Raw genomic sequence first — 16,663 nt, 5'->3', positions numbered from 1 at the left:
GAGCCGCCTTTTGCCCGTTCATGGGGGAGTCAACCGGCAGGATGTCGACGGGAGTTGACGGACGTTCGGGTCGGGAGCCGGTGCGTCAGCCGAACGCCGGGAAACGGTCCGCCGCCGGGCCCAGCGCGGCCCGTTCGGCCTCGGTGAGCGGGGCCCGGCCGGTGCCCACACGCGCATAGTGCGCGTCGCCCCACTCCGGGAGCGCGGGCCGGCCGAGCAGACCGTCCAGCGTGGCCCGCACCGCGGCCAGTCCCTCGGGCGCGGGTCCCGGGGCGAGCGGGAGGGCGACGGTCAGGTCCAGGTGGTGCACGGTCGCCTCCACCGCGAGGGTGGTCAGCAGATCCCCCGCCGTCAGCACATGCCCCTGGGTGCCGACGTGCTGTGCGGGATCGGCGGCCTCCGCCGCGTGCGCGGCCGCCGCCAGCGTCTCCAGGTACAGGCCCTGCAACTGGCCGAAGTCGAGGAACATGCTCGCGTTCACCCGCACCCAGCGCCGGCCGTTCGCCGCCCCGACGGTGTTCGGCGCCCAGTCCTGCCAGTACGACACCGCGTCCCGGTCCGTCGGCTCCGGTGACGGCGTGTGCAGAGCCACCAGAGCGCGCTGGGCGTCGGTCAGACAGTGGAAGACGAGGTCACGGACCGCCCAACCCGTACAGCCTGTCGGCAGCCATGACTCCTCGTCACCCAGGCCCGCGACGACCGCCGAGGCCGCCTCGTACGCCGCGCGGACCGCCCGCGCCGGGCCGCCTGCGTCCCCTGCGTCCCGTGTGTCCTCTGTCTTCATGCGACCCCCTGTCCGTCCGCCGTACAGGGTGGCACACCCGGCTCGACGTCGCCGTGTCCGCCAACAGTCGTTGGGCGACGTAGATTCGGGATCACCGACAGCAGCACGAGTACCGCGGTCAAAGAGCCAAGACGTTCACCACCGGCGCCCGCTGCGGCCGGGTCATGTTGTCGAAGCGGATGCGGGGCGGGCTGATCGCTGCGGGCGCAGTCTGCCGTCATGCCTCCAGAACCAGTTGCAACAGCTCGCGCAAGGTCTCGCGCTGCTGCGTGGTGAGCCGGGCCAGGGGTTCGGCGGCGAAGGGCATGCGGGCGCGGAGGTCGGCGGCGACGGTGCGGCCGGCCGTGGTGGCGGCGACGCGTTTGACGCGGCGGTCGCCCGGGTCGGGGCTGCGCTCGACGAGGCCGCGGGTCTCCAGCCGGTCGATGATCACGGTCACGTTGGAGGGCTCCGCGCTCAACCGGTCGGCGATGTGGCGCGTCGGGACCGGCTCTTCGGCGGCTAGCAGTGCCTTGGCCTGGAGCGGGGTCAGGTCGTGGGTTGCCGCGGCGGCCTCGGACTCCTGGGTGTAGCGGCGGTTGATGGCCGCGAAGAGGCCGACGATCACCCTGGTGAGCTCATCCGTTGCGGTGGACATGAGACTCAGCCTACCGACGTGCTTGACAGCTGAAGTATCCCCGATCATAGTTATGGCTCATATTAATTATGATCCATAACTATGTGGGGTTACTGAGGATGAGCACCAAGACCGTCCTGATCACCGGCACCTCCTCCGGTATCGGCCTGGCCACCGCCGTCGCCGCCGCACGAAGCGGCTGGCAGGTGATCGCCACCATGCGCGACACCGCCAAGGCGGGCCCGCTGCTGGCGGCGGCCGAGGCAGCTGGAGTCACCGTCGACGTCCGGGCCCTGGACGTGACCGACCCGGCCTCGGTCGAGGCATGCCTGGCCGGCCTCGACCGGCTGGATGCGCTGGTCAACAACGCCGGCGCGGGGCACGTTGGCACGCTGGAGCAGGAGAGCGTCGAGAACGTGCGCGCCGTCATGGAGGTCAACTTCTTCGGCGTGCTGCACGTCACGAAGTCCGCCCTGCCCCTGCTGCGCGCGAGCAAGGGCCGCGTGCTGACCGTGACCAGCGTGGGCGGAGTGATCGGGCAGCCCTTCAACGAGGCATACTGTGCCGCCAAGTTCGCGGTGGAGGGCTTCATGGAGTCCCTCGCGCCGGTCGCGGCCACGGTCGGCGTGTCCGTCAGCGTGGTCGAGCCGGGCGCGGTGGCCAGCGAGTTCGTCAGCAACGTGCGTCTCGCCGACAACGCACTGGAGCAGGCCGGCTCGTACGCGCCGGCCCTGTCCGCCTATCTGGACCGCACCCGCGGTGCCTTCGCCGGTGCGCAGGAGCCGCAGGACGTGGCGGCGCAGATGGTCGAGCTGCTCGCGGCCGAGCGGCCCGCCTTCCGGGTGCAGACCTCGGACGCCGCACGCGGTTTCACCGCCGTGAAGCTCACGGATGGTGACGGCTCCGCCGTCCTCGCCCTCACTGGCGGCTGGGTGCGCTGACCACCGCCGCCCGCCCCACCACCGCCGCAGAAGAGGGCCGACCATGTCCGACAACACCACCACGGACCTCGACCGCCTGCGCGCCACCCTGGCCGCGAGTTCCTACGAGCACCGGGTCCTGACCGTGGTGCACCGCTCGTACTGCGGCTACGAGGCCCCGCGTATGAACCTCGATCTCCAGGGTGAACTCGTCACCGACGACTTCACCATGCACCGCCCGCCCGAGGGCAACATACCCAGCGTCCATGGCCGCCAGGCCTACCTCGACAGCGTCTCCGCTCTCCCCTCCGGGCAGAACAACGCCCATCACCTGCGCACCCTCGCCATCGAGCACAACGGTGCGAACACCGCGCAGGCGGTGGTCACCCACGACTTCGAGACCGTCGGCCCGGCCATGACCGGCGCCGCACGCCTGCGCTACGACCTCGAATTCGTCCAAGAACCCAGCGAGCGCCTGCCCCGGATCAGCACCATGGGCGTGCACGTCCTCACCTACCAGCAGACGCCGTTCGTCGCTGCCTACGCCGAGAACCGGGTGCTCGCCTTCGTCCACTACTGGCTCTCGCTGCTGGAGCGGCCCGGCGCCGACGCCGAGCCGCTGCGCGAACTGCTGGACGCCGACGTCACCATGACCCTCACCGACGGCCATGTCCTGCACACCTTCGACCAGATCGCCGCCTGGTACACGGACACCTCCGGCCTGGTCGACTTCAGCACCCACCACCTCGCCAACCTCGCCACCACCCTCCAAACAGACGACACCCACGACCTCTCGGTCGAATTCGCCTGGGAGGGCATCACCCGCGAAGGCCAGCCCATGACCGCGCGTACCCGCCACCAGTGGACCCTCGCCGAAACCGGTCAACGCTACCTGCGCCTGCGGCACTTCGCTGTCACCACCCTCGACCCGTTCACCCCGGCCACAGCCCAGGAGGCACTCGCCCACCATGATGCCTACAAGGCCTGCTGAGAGAGCTACCGACTTTGGCTCGTCAACGTGAAACCAACTCGTCGAGGGTGTCGGGCCGGTACTGGAGGCGTTTGAGCCGGTTGTGTACGAGAGCTTCGAGCCGGTCGAGGGCGACCACTGCGAGGTTGGCCAGGCTGCGTTTGACGTGAGCCCACACGCCGTCTACCGGGTTCAGGTCCGGCGAGTACGGGGGCAGCAGGAACACCGTCAGCCATTCACGCTCGGCGATCAACTCACGCATGACGTGGGAGACATGGGTGTTGAGCCGGTCCCAGACCAGCACAATCGGTGCATTGAAGAGCTGGCTGTGCCGTCGACCAGGGCGATGAAGTCGCGTTCGTCCATGCTGCGGCGTTCGCCCTGTGCCAGCGGGGCGGGTGCGTCCTTTGGGCGGCCGTCGCGTGAAGCCTGCCTCGTCCTCAAAGCAGAGGCAGCCTCCGCAGGCCGCCCGGTCTCTTTTACCTCGGCCCAGGTCGCCTCCTTCCACGTGGTGACGGCTTGCTCGTCACGTGACCACCCGAGCGGCCGTTCACACCTGGTCCTCCACCCAGTCGTGCACGGCCGGCCCCTGCTCCAGATACACGGCCAGCCTCTCCAGGCAGCCCGGGGACAGACGGCACCGCGACCCACTCGGGTTGCGGGAGGACAGAGCATGCACACCGCCGTCCCGCCACATCCGGTGCCACTGGTAGGCCGGCTTCCGGCTCACCCGCAGCTGCCGTGCCACCTCCGGTGGCTTGACCTCCTGCTCGAACAGCTCGGCCGCCTGCATCCGCGCTGTCTCCCGGCGCCGACGCCCCGCAGCGGTCAGCCCGCCCCCATCCGCATACCTCACACACCACGGGCTACAGCCACCACTCCAGGCTCATCAGAGACTTCAGGAAAGAGCACCCCAACGAGCCGAAGTCAGTAAACGCAGCTTGGCCGGCCTCGCAGTCGTCGCTCTCGGCCGGCTCGGGGCTCTCGTCCGCAACCGGCTCAAACGCCTCCAGTACCGGCCCTGCGCTCTCGACGGCTTCGTAGCCGGCACCGGCCTGACTCCCGGAGGTCCAACGTCACCTTGACCAGCCGAAGCCACTACTGACGACGGCGCTTTGATGTCGTCTCGCCGAGGTTCACCGTGCTGACGAACGGCCCTGACGGCGCTTTGTAGTTGAAGTGAGATATGCGCAAGGCGGCGGGCTGGACGCCGCGGGGCGGGCACGCCGCGAGGCGTTGCGGATGCAGGCTGCCGCGATGTTCGTCGAGGACGTCACACCTTCGTGGATCGCCAAGCGGCTGCGGGTGACGGTGCGGTCGATATACCGGTGGAGGGCTGACTTCGAGCGCGGCGGGACGGCGGCGCTGGCAAGCCGGGGCCTGCTGGGGCAGCGGTGCAAGCTCAGTACGAAGTCGCAGGTCAAGCTGGCTGCGATGCTGAACGAGGGCCCGGCGGCGTTCGGCTGGGATGAGGACCAGGTGTGGACCGGGGCTCGGGTCGCCGAGCTGATCGGCCGCAAACTCCATGTCTCCTACAGCGCCGACGCGGCATCCCGGTTGATCCGTCGGCTCGGCTTCACCCCGCAGATGCCGGCGCGACGGGCCGCCCAGCGCGACGAGCTCGCGATCGCCGCCTGGAAGGAAACAACGTGGCCTGCGGTAAAAGGACACAGGCCGCGCTCGGCGCCTTCGTTTGCTTCGAGGACGAGGCAGGCCAGCATCTGACGCCGCCGCGCGGCCGAACCTGGGGACGTCGGGGCCAGACCCCGATCGTGAAGGTGGCCGGGCGCAGCTCCGGGCGGGTGTCGATCGCCGGAGTGATCGCGGTCCGTCCCGGGGCGCGCACGAGACTGATCTACCGGCTGCGCATCCACCGCGGCCGCAAGAACGATCGACGCTCCTTGTCCGAACGCGACTACATCGGACTGATCGACGCCGCCCACCAGCAGTTGAGAGCCCCGATCATCCTGGTCTGGGACCGGCTGAACACCCACGTGTCGGCAACCATGAAACAGATGATCGCTGAACGGGCCTGGCTGACCGTCGTGCTGCTCCCGGCCTACGCCCCGGACCTGAACCCGGTCGAGGGCGTGTGGTCCCACGTCAAACGCAGCCTGGCCAACCTGGCCGCGCTCACCGTCGATGCGCTGGAGACGCTGATCCGCAACCGACTCAAGCGCCTTCAGTACCGGCCCGTCGTCCTCGACGGCTTCGTTGCGGAGACCGGCCTGACCTTCCACCTGCTACCGCCATGACGTCGCGAAACGCCATCGTCGGAAACTCGCCCGCTGCGATCGTCCGCCGCGCAGGCAATCCCCTTGCGCTGCCGACCCTGTCCAGCGATGCTCGAATGCCGTGAGCGGCTTCCAGATCAGCACCCTGACGGCCACCGAGGAGCGGCTCCGGCACGCTTTCCCCACCGGCGCCCTGGTCGACCTGCGCTCCGGACCCGACGACGGCCCCGGCCAAGCGACGTCGTGGCCGCGCACCTGCGACATTCGCGCCGAAGTGATCGCGGCGCTGCTGACCGGCAGCGGGCCCGATGCGAACCGCGGCGCGGGGGTCAAACTGGCCGGCGCTCGTGTCGTCGGGCGACTCACGCTCGCCCACACGCAAGTCCCCTACGCACTCGACTTCGAGCACTGCTGCTTCGACGACGGCCTGGACCTCGCCGAAGCCGAGACTCGCAGCGTGCGCCTGCGCGGCTGCTATCTCACCGTGCTGGAAGCCAACCGCGCCGAGATCCGCGGCGAGTTCCAGATGGAGGGCTGCCGCCTCGACCGGCTCAGCCTCTACGCGGCACGCGTCTTCGAGATCGAAATCAGCGGGACCACGATCACCGCGCCCCCGCCCGAACCACCGGCCCCTGACGCCGACTGGACGCCGCCGCGCACCGCCGTCAACGGCGACCTGCTCGTCGTCGACACCGCGATGTACTGCCACGACGTCGTCATCGACGGACAGTTCCGGCTCCCCGGCGCGCGCATCGGCGGCTACCTGCATCTGGACGGCGCCCGGATCACCCACGAGGAGCCCAACCGCCCACCCACGCCCGCCCTGCTGGCGCAGGGGCTGCGCGTGGACACCGGCATGTTCGCCCGCCGTGGCAACACCCGAGCGAAGAACCGGTTCACCGTCACCGGCGGCGTCGACCTCAGCGACGCCACGATCAAGGGCGGGCTCATGCTGCCCGACGCCGACCTGGTGGACGACCGCGGCCAAACGGCGCTGCGCGCAGACCACATCTCGGTCGAGGGCGGTGTCAACCTGTCGGGCGTCACGGCTTCGGGCGCGGTCCTGCTCAACTCGGCCCGCGTCGTCGGGCCGCTGACACTGAGCGGTTCGCGACTGGGCACGCTCGACGCCTCCGGCGCGCGCGTCGAAGGGGCGATGTTCTGCACTGAGGGATTCACCGCGCACAGCCTGGACTTGCGGCGGGCACGGACTACAACGTTCGAGGACGACGCCGCGTCCTGGCCCGACAAGCTGCGCCTGGACGGCTTCGTCTATGACGAACTGATGCCGTTGCCGACGGCCGGGATGCGACTGCCGTGGCTGGCTCGTGACGCGTATCAGCCTCAGCCTTACGAGCAGCTGGCCGCGCGCTACCGCGCGGTGGGGCGTGACGGCGAGTCGCGGCGGGTGCTGCTTGCCCAGCAGCGGCGGCGACGTGAGGCGGCGGGCCTGCCGGCGAAAGCATGGGGCCTTCTCCAGGACGCAACGGTCGGCTACGGGTATCGGCCGTGGCTGGCCGGGCTGTGGTTGTTGGGCCTGCTCGCCGCCGGATCGGTCTACTTCGCCTCCCACCGCCCCGCACCGCTGGGCACGGGCGGACCGCATTTCAACCCGGTCGCCTACACGCTCGACCTGTTGGTGCCGGTAGTGAGCCTCGGTCAATCGGGCGCGTGGAATCCGAGCGGGTCCAGCCAGGCGCTGGCCTATGCGCTAATCATCAGTGGCTGGACACTAGCCACGACGCTGGTCGCCGGGGTCACACGAATACTGGTGCGGCCCTGAGATAACAGGTCCCTCTCCGGCTGGCGCGCCGGTCACGAGACGACATCAAACCGTCGTCCTCAGTAACGTGTGCGCGAAGGTCGAGGAGAGGGGTCGCCACCGTGACGGACAACGGCTTGGCGTGGATCGGCGAGCACTGGTACAGCGGTGCGATCGCCAAGGACGGGATGCTCTCGGACATCAGCGTCGCGGCGGTGCGGGGCGTGGACCCGGTGGACTTCGTGGTGCGCCTCGGCGCCGACCGTGGCATGGCCGAACGGCCGCCGTTGTTCAAGGACTTCGACAGGCTGAGCGTGAACCTCGGCGACAGCGTGGCGATGTTCGGCCGCAGCGGCGAGTGGACCTACGTCCTGGAGGTCGAGCGGTCCACCTGGCACCTCCTCTTCCTCGACCGGCTGGGCCAGGACACCTTGGTGGAGCAGGGCGACGAACTCGTCTGCCTGGACCGCTTCCTGCACGAGCACCCGTGGATGTGCTGCGTCGACGCAGCCGGCGAAGTGGGTTCCGGCGAGCCGGGTGACAGCCTGCTGGAGACCGCGGTCCCGCCCAGGGATCGGCTCGGGACGTTCGCCGCGCTGGACGCGGCCATGCGCCGGGCCGGGGCGGTGCGGGACACCTTCCCCGGCTGTGAGGACCCCGAGGACGAGGCCGAGGAGTTGGCGAAGCGGTTGTTCGCGGCGGTGGGCGAGCATCTCGGGCTGTCGCTGCCGCGTCGGGAGATCGAGCTGGGGCTGCTGCCCGCGGTGCACCTGCCCTCGCCGGTGTGAACCGGAACCGGTAGCAGCGGGGGCGCCGCGCCCTTTCGGCGCGGCGCCCCCTGTGAGCGGGGTGCTGCTCCTACTGGTTGTTCGCGGTCATGGTGCACTTCACGGTCGTGCTGTCGGCGGAGCACGCGGCGCGCATGTTCGTGTTCAGCCAGTACGGGTCACGGTCCAGTAGTCGCTGGTTCGCGTTGAATGCTGCGAACCCGGCCATCGAACCGCTGTTGTCGTTCCCGGAGATCGCGGACCGTCCGCAGACCTCCTTCCACGTCGGCACGAGGCCGTCGATGTTGAGCAGGTGCACGGTGCCGTCCTGCTTGCTCGCAAGGGTCTGCACACAGGCGTCCCCGCTGCTGACCGGGTTCAGGTCACCCGCGAGCGAGGGCATCCCGCCGCTGTTGTAGGTGGCGTTGAACGCGAACTCGTCGCAGTTCAGCTCCTTGTCCGTCGTGCCGTTGAGGGCGCTGGTGTCGCCGTTGGCCGCCGCCCCATCCGGAGGGGCAGATCACCGTCGGGCGGCGCCATCGTGTCCGTGTACGGCTGGGCGGACTGGTCCGGGTTCTGCGCCGAGGCATTGGGGTTGGGCAGGGTCAGGTCGACGGGCATCGTGACGCGGAATCGGGCCCAGGGCGACCATGACGTCTCGTACAGGCCGCTGTCCTTGGCGTAGGCGGAGGTGTGGAAGACGTAGTCGACGTTCGGCTTCAGCCTTCCGGCGCCCACGGTCACGGAGGTGGTGGAGCCGGACTTGACGAAGTCGGACACCAGGACGCCGTACTGGTTGTCGCTGATCTTCACCTGGGTCTTGGCGTTCCCCGAGGGGTCGGCGGCCCAGACCTCGAAGGTGAGGTTGGCCGTGCTGCCGTCGGCGTCGGTCACGGTGTTGCTCAGCCTGACCCTGGGGGTGGTGACCTGCCAGACACCGGAGGTGTCCTTCTGGCCCGGCCCGCCGAGGGGTTCTTGCCCGACATCGGCCGGGACGCTGCGGCGACGGCTTTCATCGCGGGCCCGGCGGCCGGTCGGGTGGACGGTGCGGCGTTCGGATTCAGGTTGCGGTCGAAGCCGCCGCCACCGTCGGCTGCGGTCGCGGTCGCCGCCCCGGATCCCAGGAGCAGCAGCGCCGCGGTGCCGACGGTTATCCGGCGAAGGATGAGCTTTCTTCTGGACGTACCAGGCAAGACGTTTCCCTTCTGGCTCTGCCCTCCGGGTCCCTCGGGGCAGAGCTGGATCCTTCTTAAGTACTTTCCAGACACGGGTGTTGGTCCTCTCGCGCCGCTCGCGCCCACCGGCAGCGACTCGTAGATGACTGCGACATGCGTTCGATGCCGCCGCACATTCCCATGTCGGCCCGTACATGACAAGCTATCGGATAAATCGTGAAGAACCATGCAAAGGGCCCAACTCGACTGTGGCCATCCCCATGGTTTGGCCATGGTTGTGCACCAGCCCGTGAAGGATCCATGGGGATCGACCGGGAGGCACCGCGGTTCCGTGGCGCCGGTGACGCGATCAGCGGGTCGACGAGCTGTCAAGGTGACGTTGGATCACCGGGAGTCGGGCCGGTGCCGGCCATGAAGCCGTCGAGGGCGTCGGGCCGGTACGGGAGGCGTTTGAGCCGGTTGCGGACGAGAGCCTCGAACCGCTCGGCCCCCGGGGCAGAGCCTGCGCGCCGCCGTCCCGAAGCAGACAGCCCGCCCCCATCCCCCTACCTCTACACGCCACGGGACACAGCCACCGCTCCGTGCCCGTCCGGGACTTCAAGCGTCGTGCCGTACACCTTCCAACTGGCGGGGGTATGCGCCGTGCTCGCGCCCTGCCCTCCAGGTCATGCCGGCCGCCGCAGCTGCCCGACGGCGCGCGTGCGCGGAGCGCGTGTCACCGGCCGGGCAGCGGGCGCACCGTGAGGGTCTGCTGGGCCTGCCCGACCGGGCCGTTGATGTCGTGCAGGACGCTGCTGGTGAGGCCCTGGCCGGTGGGGCCGAAGACGACCGTGGTGTCCAGGCCGGCCCAGCGGCCCACCGGTTGCCGGTGCAGCTGGACCGTGAGGTCGACGTTGGGGAACATCCACTCGGTCGGCGGCCGACGTACGGCGATTCCGTTGGCCGTGTCGATCAGCGCGACATAGGACGCGAGCGGGCTGCTCGGCTCGCCGGCGACGAGGTCGAGGGGCGTGGTGATCCAGGCCGTGGCGCGGCCCGGCTGCGCGGGGCCGGCCGGCCGGACCTCGACGGAGGCACAGTGGCCGCCCGGCCAGACCGAGCCCAGCGACTGACCGGCGAGCCCGTCCGGCGGGGTGAGCCGTGCCTCGGCACCACCGGTCACGGCGCCGGTGTCCACCTCGGTCAGCAGCCAGGCGCGGGCCCGCACCACCGGCCGGTCCGCGATGCGCACCACCGCTTCGAGCAGTTCGATGGTGCGGCCCGGCCGGATCGACTCCACCTGGATCTCGCACTCGTCCAGGGCGATCAGCCCCAGGATGTCGTAGCTGATCCTGGACAGCAGCAGTCCGGTCGGCGGGCGCTCGGCGCGGTACTGGTCGATCGCGTGGACCACGAGCCCGGCCAGCGGGCTGAAGTGCTGCTCGTCGGCGTGCCACGCGCCGCTCGCATGCGGGGTGGGCTTGTAGCGATGCCGGTCGATGCGTTCGAAGTAGCTGGCGGTCAACGGGCGCCTCTCCTCACGGAGTACCACGGTGTGCAGGGGCAGGGGGAGCGTTGCAGCTGGTCGTTGCACCGTACACCTGGATGGCGGTCCCGTTCACGGGCCGGTTTGATCGACCCGGCCGTGCACCTGTGGCGCCGCGACGCCCCGTGAGCGTCCTGGCCGGCGCCGCCGCACCGCCGTACACGTCGCGCTGGTCAGCACGGTCTTCGCGTGCTGAGGTAGCGCGGCCCGGGCGCCGCCGTGTACGTCTCGGAGGCGCCCGGGCGTCGTCGGAGTGGGCCGATCAGGCCGCGAGGCGCTCCGCGAGCTGCTTGGCCTTCGTGGCGGCCTCCTGGAAGGCGCGGTCGCGGGAGGCCTCGTACAGCGGGACCAGCTCGGACATCGCCGGGTTCTGCGGAGCCATGGTCAGCTCCGGGACGATGAAGTCGACGTCCATGCCGAGGGCGTCGGCGAGGACGGCCGTGAGGTAGTTCTGCACGTACTCGTATCCCTCGCGCGGCGTGCCCGGCCCGTACGCGCCGCCCCGGCTGGCGACCACGGTCACCGGGGTGCCCTTGGCGGACGGGGTTTCGCCCGCGGTGCGGCCGATGAGGATCACATTGTCCAGCCAGGCCTTGAGGGTCGAGGGGATCGAGTAGTTGTACATCGGGGCGCCGATCAGCACCGCGTCGGCCTGCTCCAGCTCCTCGATCAGCCGCTCGCGTTCGGCGAAGGCGGCGGCCTGCTCGGGCGTGTGCGACGCCGGGTCGGCGAACCCGGCGGTGTGCGCGGCGGCGGTGATGTGCGGAACGGGCTGCGCCGCCAGGTCGCGGTAGACGACGGTGCCGTCGGGGTGCTGCTCCTGCCAGTGCGTACGGAAGGACTCCGTCACGGCGCGCGAGGCCGAGGCCTCGGTGGGGAGTACGGACGAGTCGATGTGCAGCAGGGTGGCCATGGTGACTCCGGTAAGGGAAATAAGGGACAAGGGGGTAGTGCGGCCCGACGGCATCGCACCTAGGGCTGCAATTTCGTACTCGACTATCTCTAACACATGGACTTACTTTTTTTCATCCCCCTACGTCGAGGTAGTACCCTGAGCGCATGGCGGCGGACGTGACCCACGGCAGTGCGGTGTGCAAGCGGGTGGACGAGGGCATCACCCGCGTCTTTCAGCTGCTCGGAAAGCGCTGGAGCGGGCCCATCGTGGCCGTACTGGTGGAACAGCCCGCGCACTTCGCCGATCTGCGCCGGGCCGTCCCCGGCATCAGCGAGCGCATGCTCTCCGACCGGCTCGCGGAACTGGGCGCGGCCGGACTCGTGCTCCGCGAGGTCGACGAGGGCCCGCCGCTGCGCGTCTCCTACCGCCTGACCGAGGCCGGAGCCGCCCTGGAGCCCGCGCTCCGGGAACTGGGCGAATGGGCGAAGCTCCACCTGCCGGACTCGCCGGGGTGCCCCGGCGTGGAGCGATAGCCCGGCGTCGGCTTGAGCGGATCTGGGGGTTCCGGGGCGTCGCAGGCGCGGGAGGGGATCCGTATGGCACTCACGCTTGAAGACCGTTTCGCCATCACCGAGTTGATCTCGATGCACGGTCATCTCGTGGACGGATCAGTCACCGGAAGCTGTCCGTTCGGTGCGTTCCGCTGAGCGATGTGCCCCGGTCCGGGTGAGGGCGTGCGGGGGTTGTCCCCCGTGTCGGTGCTCCGGATGGCCGGATGGTGCGGGGCAGGGCGGGGCGGCGACTGTGGACTCCCACGGATCTTCGTCGGAAGGACACGCTCGTGCGCACGCTCACGGCCACCGCTGCCGCCCTTTTCCTCGCCGCCGGTGCCGTACCGGCCGCGGCGGCCTCGCCGGCGGCACTGCCTGCCACCGACGGGGTGTGGCGGATGGACGGCTACGGCACCGTTCTCGTCCTCGGTGGGGGAGCGCTGCAGGAGTACCAGACGACCTCCGTCAGCTGCGTGAAGGGCGACACCTCGCCGCAGACCGGTCCCGGCACCTATGCGGCGACGGACGGCTCGGTGCTCACCGTAAGGACCGTGCACGACCGCGATCACGCGTTGCTCGCCGACAACAGCTCCGTGGGACACCGCAAGCTGCACCGCCTGAGCGCCCTGCCCGCCGACTGCACCCGCCCGCCCGCCACCGACCCGCGCACCGCCTTCGATGTCTTCTGGCAGACCTTCGAGGAGAACTACCCCTTCTTCGCCCAGAAGCACATCGACTGGCACGCCGTCCGCGATCGGTACCGGCCGCTGGTGCACCAGGACACCACGAAGGACCAACTCTTCGACATCTTCAGCGCCATGGTGCGTCCGCTGTACGACGCCCATGTCACGGTGGTGGACGGCGAGCGGAGGTTCGGCCAGGTTCGCCCCGGCACGCAGAACCCGGGCCCGGGTCTGGACGCCAAGGTCAAGAAGTTCATCGAGGCCCGCGACCTCAAGGACGCCTCCTACCGCCAGGACTTCGGCGCGGGCCGGATCACCTATGCCGACCTGCCGGGCGGCCTCGGCTATCTGCGCATCTCCGGATTCGGCGGCTATGCCGGCGACGGCGCACCGTACACGGCCGAACGGGCCGAACTCGACCGGGCGTTGAACACCGTGCTCACCCCGAGCCGTAACCGGCGGCTCAAGGGGCTCGTCATCGACCTGCGAGTGAACGGCGGCGGCTCCGACGCCCTCGGCATCCGGATCGCCGAGCGGCTGACCGACACGCCATACACCGCGTACACCAAGCGGGTCCGCAACGATCCGGCCGACCCCACCCGGCACACCCGTCCCGAGCCCGTGCCCGTCGTCCCGGCGGACGCGCCCCGCTACACCGGCCCGGTCGCCGTCCTCATCGGCGGCTCCACGGTCAGCGCCGGTGAGACCTTCACCCAGGCGCTGCTGGACCGGCCCGGGCGGACCGTGCGGATCGGGCAGCCCACCCAGGGCGTCTTCTCCGACGTGCTGGAGCGCCGGCTGCCCGACGGCCTGGCCTTCGGCCTGCCGAACGAGGAGTTTGCGACCCGCACCGGACGCACCTTCGACGGCACGGGCATCCCACCGCAGCTGACCGAACCGGTCTTCACGAAGGAGGAGTTCGCCAAGAACCGGGACTCGGCCTTCGACCGCGCGGTGAATCTCCTGCGGGGGCGTGGCTGAGCCGGTTCAGTCCACCGGCCATGTGTGCACCGGGGCGTTGAGGTGCATGTAGTCGATGTAGAGCTGGGTCATCCGGCGCAGCGCCTCGTGGCGGCCGGCACGCGTGGTGTCGTTCAGGCGATGGAACATCTCCTTCTGCCACACGGCGCCGTTGCGGGCCGTCACACAGCGCTGCTCGATGATGCCGAGCAGCGGCTCCCGCCACGTCGCGTCCATGCCGGACTGCGCGAGGCCCTGGTGCGCCAGCGGCAGCAGCCGCCGCAGGACCAGCTCCGGCACCGGCACCTCGCCCATCCCGGGCCAGTACAGCAGGGCCTCGATGCCGTGCCGGGCGGCGGTGTGCAGATTGTCCTCGGCCGCCGAGAACGACATCCGCGACCACACCGGCCGGTCCTCCTCCACCAGGGCCCGGGTCAGCCCGTAGTAGAAGGCGCCGTTGGCCAGGATGTCGGCGACGGTCGGGCCGGCGGGCAGCACCCGGTTCTCCACCCGGATGTGCGGGATGTCGTGGGAGACGGCGTAGACCGGGCGGTTCCAGCGGTAGATCGTGCCGTTGTGCAGGGTCAGTTCGCCGAGTTCGGGGATGTCGCCGCGGTCCAGCGTCTCCGCCGGGTCCTGCTCGTCGCAGAGCGGGAGGAGGGCCGGGAAGTAGCGCAGATTCTCCTCGAAGAGGTCGAAGACGCTGTTGATCCACCGCTCCCCGAACCACACCCGGGGCCGTACCCCCTGCACCTTGATCTCCTCTGGACGGGTGTCCGTGGCCTGTTCGAACAGGGGGACCCGGGTCTCGTGCCACAGCTCCTTGCCGAACAGGAAGGGCGCGTTCGCCGCCAGCGCCACCTGGACCCCGGCGATGGCCTGCGCCGCGTTCCAGTAGCCCGCGAACTCCTCGGGGGAGACCTGGAGATGGAACTGTGTGCTGGTGCACGCCGCCTCCGGGGTGATGGTGTCCGCGTAGGTGCGCAGCCGGTCCACTCCGTCGATCTCGATGCGCAGGTCCTCGCCGCGGGCCGCGAAGATCTGGTCGTTGAGCAGCTGATAGCGCGGGTTCTCCGACAGGCTCTCCGCGCCGATGTCCTCCTGGCGCAGGGTGGGCAGGATCCCGATCATGATCAGCCGGGTGCCGATCGACCTGGCCCGCTCCTCGGCGTGGTTCAGCGCGGCACGGATCTCCGACTCCCAGGCGTCGGGACCGCCCGCGGTCAGTCGGCGGGGCGGGACGTTGATCTCCAGATTGAACCGGCCCAGCTCGGTGGACCAGGCCGGGTCGGAGATCGCGTTCAGCGCGTCGGTGTTGCGCATCGCCGGTTCGGCGTCGGCGCCGACCAGGTTCAGCTCGATCTCCAGGCCGACCTGCGGCCGCTCGGACTCGAACCGCGCCGCGCGCAGCATCTGCGCCAGCGCCTCAAGGCACTCGTGCATCTTGATCCGGTACCGGCGGCGGTCCTCGCGGGTGAAGACGAGCGCCGGGACGTCGCGTCCCATCGGCCCTCCTGGATTCCCCTCGTCGCAGACCTCTCCCCCCCAGCGTCGCACCATCACACGAGCCTGACCATGCACCGCCCGCACCTGCCCGGCGGGACACCCGCGACCCTGCGGCGCCGGGGCGTCAGGCGGGTCCGGCGCCCCGTCGCCGTACGACGACCGACAGGCGTGCGGTCACCGTGGCCCCGCCTGGTCGGGGGCGACCTCAGATGATCCCGAGGACGGCCGCCACGTGGTCGCGTCCGTCCCTCGCCCCTCGGACCGGCCAGGCCCAGGTCCGTGTTACCCGGCCGTGCGCGACGCGTGGTTACGACGGACGCGGTCGGCGAGGGGTGCGTTGTGTGCGTCGCCGTTGACGTGGACGGCGATCGTCACCGCGGCGTCCGGCTCCGCCAGGACCAGGCACGCACTGCCGCGCAGGTGTGGCCGACGGCGCGCGGCGATCAGTGCCGGCCGAAGTCGAATGTGTCCGGCATCAGCCCCAGCCCCCACCGCACGGGGCACGCCGATGGCCTCGTCGACGACTCCGGCGGGACGCCGGTCGCGGACCAGCGCGGCGCAGGTCTCATAGGGCGGCAGCCGTCGGCCGCGGTGGAGCCCGCCGGTGCGGAGGACCTCGGCGGTGCGAGCCGCCTCGCCGAACGGTCTGGCCACGCAGGCGCCGGGGTAGCCCTGGCCGACGTCGAAGCGGGTGACGCGGGCCGCGGTCGCGGCGGGCCCGAAGCAGGGCAGGCACCTGCACCACTCGGACACCGGGCGGGCCACCGAGGGCGGCGCGGCGGTCAGCGCGAGCGGCTCGGTCACCTCCGTTCATAGGAACTCCGTGAATGCGGTGCCGCGGCCGCGGGCGATGATCTCGGCGATCAGCAGATACCCGGCATGGCCGAGATGGGCCACCCGCTGCCCCGGAACCCAGCCGGGATCGGCGTCCGTGGCGCAGATCAGCGGGATCAGCGGGATGAGCGGGATCAGCGCGGGCCGGCCCTGGTCGTAGGCGGTTGCCCGTGGACCGGTCGGGCGGCCCGCGGCGGCGCGGTGTGGCTCCGCGGGAGCCGGACGGTGATCGCGCCTCTGCCGACGTACAGCTGCACGGCGGAGGAGGGAGTCGACGGCGGGGGAGCGTCGGGGACCGACGGACGGCAACGCAGCTGAGGGTACCCCCGCGCCCTCAAGGCAGTGAGGGAGTGCGCGCCAGCCCCCGCTACAGGTGCCTGCCTCGGCCGCTTCCTCGGCGACACCGTGTGTATCCGACATGGGTCCGGCCCCTACGGCGTGCGGCGCGCGAACGTCCCGGTGCGTGGCCCCTCTTGCCGAG

19 protein-coding genes and 1 pseudogene are annotated in these 16,663 nt (G+C 70.4%); 9 read left to right on the top strand and 11 right to left on the bottom strand.

All coding sequences use genetic code 11. The features are described 5' to 3' along the window. Nucleotides 1-85: 85 nt before the first annotated feature. Nucleotides 86-784, bottom strand: coding sequence for a maleylpyruvate isomerase N-terminal domain-containing protein (locus AB5L52_RS02620; protein ID WP_369362494.1), 699 nt, complete (start codon nt 782-784; stop codon nt 86-88). 217 nt (nt 785-1,001) lie between these two features. Next, nucleotides 1,002-1,421, bottom strand: coding sequence for a MarR family transcriptional regulator (locus tag AB5L52_RS02615; RefSeq protein WP_351032124.1), 420 nt, complete (start codon nt 1,419-1,421; stop codon nt 1,002-1,004). A gap of 98 nt (nt 1,422-1,519) precedes the next feature. Here AB5L52_RS02615 and AB5L52_RS02610 point away from each other — a divergent pair, with 98 nt between their 5' ends. After that, nucleotides 1,520-2,341 (top strand): SDR family oxidoreductase, encoded by an 822-nt coding sequence (locus AB5L52_RS02610; protein WP_369362493.1) that lies wholly within the window; start codon nt 1,520-1,522, stop codon nt 2,339-2,341. Nucleotides 2,342-2,384: 43 nt separating this feature from the next. Then, entirely contained in the window at nt 2,385-3,311 is a 927-nt protein-coding gene (locus tag AB5L52_RS02605; RefSeq protein ID WP_369362492.1) for a hypothetical protein, read from the top strand. A gap of 22 nt (nt 3,312-3,333) precedes the next feature. Here the strand turns inward: AB5L52_RS02605 and AB5L52_RS02600 are convergent, their stop codons facing one another. Both AB5L52_RS02600 and AB5L52_RS02595 read right to left on the bottom strand, forming a co-directional pair. Next, on the bottom strand, nt 3,334-3,594 hold the full coding sequence (locus AB5L52_RS02600) for a transposase (protein ID WP_369362490.1): 261 nt from the start codon (nt 3,592-3,594) through the stop codon (nt 3,334-3,336). Nucleotides 3,595-3,840: 246 nt separating this feature from the next. Next, entirely contained in the window at nt 3,841-4,083 is a 243-nt protein-coding gene (locus AB5L52_RS02595) for a helix-turn-helix domain-containing protein (protein ID WP_351032135.1), read from the bottom strand. A gap of 139 nt (nt 4,084-4,222) precedes the next feature. On the opposite strand from AB5L52_RS02595, the pseudogene AB5L52_RS02590 reads away from it, so the two are divergent. From AB5L52_RS02590 to AB5L52_RS02570, 5 genes and pseudogenes are all read left to right on the top strand, one after another. Further along, a pseudogene (locus AB5L52_RS02590) lies at nt 4,223-4,375 on the top strand (IS630 family transposase); the annotation flags it as partial. A gap of 94 nt (nt 4,376-4,469) precedes the next feature. Then, nucleotides 4,470-5,015, top strand: a complete 546-nt coding sequence (locus AB5L52_RS02585) for a winged helix-turn-helix domain-containing protein (RefSeq protein WP_351032137.1) — start codon at nt 4,470-4,472, stop codon at nt 5,013-5,015. Next, complete coding sequence (locus AB5L52_RS02580) at nt 4,940-5,545, top strand: transposase (RefSeq protein ID WP_369362489.1); 606 nt, start codon at nt 4,940-4,942, stop codon at nt 5,543-5,545. The genes AB5L52_RS02585 and AB5L52_RS02580 overlap by 76 nt, the downstream gene beginning before the upstream one ends. A 100-nt stretch (nt 5,546-5,645) precedes the next feature. Then, nucleotides 5,646-7,307, top strand: a complete 1,662-nt coding sequence (locus AB5L52_RS02575; RefSeq protein ID WP_369362487.1) for a hypothetical protein — start codon at nt 5,646-5,648, stop codon at nt 7,305-7,307. A gap of 101 nt (nt 7,308-7,408) precedes the next feature. Then, nucleotides 7,409-8,074, top strand: coding sequence for a hypothetical protein (locus tag AB5L52_RS02570; RefSeq protein ID WP_369362486.1), 666 nt, complete (start codon nt 7,409-7,411; stop codon nt 8,072-8,074). Between the two features lie 70 nt (nt 8,075-8,144). On the opposite strand, the gene AB5L52_RS02565 is transcribed toward AB5L52_RS02570, so the two are convergent. The 4 genes from AB5L52_RS02565 to AB5L52_RS02550 form a co-directional block, all read right to left on the bottom strand. After that, nucleotides 8,145-8,456 carry a hypothetical protein gene (locus AB5L52_RS02565; RefSeq protein ID WP_369362485.1) on the bottom strand — a complete coding sequence of 104 codons (312 nt, stop codon included), beginning with the start codon at nt 8,454-8,456 and terminating at the stop codon, nt 8,145-8,147. 44 nt (nt 8,457-8,500) lie between these two features. Further along, nucleotides 8,501-8,947 (bottom strand): hypothetical protein, encoded by a 447-nt coding sequence (locus tag AB5L52_RS02560; protein WP_369362484.1) that lies wholly within the window; start codon nt 8,945-8,947, stop codon nt 8,501-8,503. 996 nt (nt 8,948-9,943) lie between these two features. Then, on the bottom strand, nt 9,944-10,732 hold the full coding sequence (locus tag AB5L52_RS02555) for a thioesterase family protein (RefSeq protein ID WP_369362483.1): 789 nt from the start codon (nt 10,730-10,732) through the stop codon (nt 9,944-9,946). A gap of 283 nt (nt 10,733-11,015) precedes the next feature. Next, nucleotides 11,016-11,666 (bottom strand): NAD(P)H-dependent oxidoreductase, encoded by a 651-nt coding sequence (locus tag AB5L52_RS02550; RefSeq protein WP_351580654.1) that lies wholly within the window; start codon nt 11,664-11,666, stop codon nt 11,016-11,018. Nucleotides 11,667-11,812: 146 nt separating this feature from the next. Between AB5L52_RS02550 and AB5L52_RS02545 the strand changes: the two genes are divergently transcribed. Further along, nucleotides 11,813-12,181 carry a helix-turn-helix domain-containing protein gene (locus AB5L52_RS02545; RefSeq protein WP_351030596.1) on the top strand — a complete coding sequence of 123 codons (369 nt, stop codon included), beginning with the start codon at nt 11,813-11,815 and terminating at the stop codon, nt 12,179-12,181. Between the two features lie 308 nt (nt 12,182-12,489). Next, the gene (locus tag AB5L52_RS02540; protein WP_369362482.1) at nt 12,490-13,863 is read left to right on the top strand and encodes a S41 family peptidase; all 1,374 of its coding nucleotides are present in this window, start codon (nt 12,490-12,492) and stop codon (nt 13,861-13,863) included. 6 nt (nt 13,864-13,869) lie between these two features. Here AB5L52_RS02540 and AB5L52_RS02535 read toward each other — a convergent pair whose 3' ends face one another. From AB5L52_RS02535 to AB5L52_RS02525, 3 genes are all read right to left on the bottom strand, one after another. Then, nucleotides 13,870-15,348: a glutamate--cysteine ligase gene (locus tag AB5L52_RS02535; protein ID WP_369362480.1), complete on the bottom strand. Its 1,479-nt coding sequence runs from the start codon at nt 15,346-15,348 to the stop codon at nt 13,870-13,872. Between the two features lie 282 nt (nt 15,349-15,630). Continuing rightward, the gene (locus AB5L52_RS02530) at nt 15,631-16,152 is read right to left on the bottom strand and encodes a hypothetical protein (protein ID WP_369362478.1); all 522 of its coding nucleotides are present in this window, start codon (nt 16,150-16,152) and stop codon (nt 15,631-15,633) included. Between the two features lie 6 nt (nt 16,153-16,158). Next, a complete protein-coding gene (locus tag AB5L52_RS02525; RefSeq protein ID WP_369362477.1) occupies nt 16,159-16,491 on the bottom strand; it encodes a hypothetical protein in 333 nt (110 codons plus the stop codon). Between the last annotated feature and the right edge of the window lie 172 nt (nt 16,492-16,663).

The organism is Streptomyces sp. CG4, assembly GCF_041080655.1.
Lineage (GTDB): Bacteria > Actinomycetota > Actinomycetes > Streptomycetales > Streptomycetaceae > Streptomyces.
This window is presented reverse-complemented; position numbering and strand designations above follow the sequence as displayed.

Bases quoted from the DNA above. Each gene is read 5' to 3' on its own strand.
- AB5L52_RS02620 (WP_369362494.1), bottom strand. From the start codon at position 784: ATGAAGACAGAGGACACACGGGACGCAGGGGACGCAGGCGGCCCGGCG.
- AB5L52_RS02615 (WP_351032124.1), bottom strand. From the start codon at position 1,421: ATGTCCACCGCAACGGATGAGCTCACCAGGGTGATCGTCGGCCTCTTC.
- AB5L52_RS02610 (WP_369362493.1), top strand. From the start codon at position 1,520: ATGAGCACCAAGACCGTCCTGATCACCGGCACCTCCTCCGGTATCGGC.
- AB5L52_RS02605 (WP_369362492.1), top strand. From the start codon at position 2,385: ATGTCCGACAACACCACCACGGACCTCGACCGCCTGCGCGCCACCCTG.
- AB5L52_RS02595 (WP_351032135.1), bottom strand. From the start codon at position 4,083: ATGCAGGCGGCCGAGCTGTTCGAGCAGGAGGTCAAGCCACCGGAGGTG.
- AB5L52_RS02565 (WP_369362485.1), bottom strand. From the start codon at position 8,456: ATGCCCTCGCTCGCGGGTGACCTGAACCCGGTCAGCAGCGGGGACGCC.
- AB5L52_RS02550 (WP_351580654.1), bottom strand. From the start codon at position 11,666: ATGGCCACCCTGCTGCACATCGACTCGTCCGTACTCCCCACCGAGGCC.
- AB5L52_RS02545 (WP_351030596.1), top strand. From the start codon at position 11,813: ATGGCGGCGGACGTGACCCACGGCAGTGCGGTGTGCAAGCGGGTGGAC.
- AB5L52_RS02535 (WP_369362480.1), bottom strand. From the start codon at position 15,348: ATGGGACGCGACGTCCCGGCGCTCGTCTTCACCCGCGAGGACCGCCGC.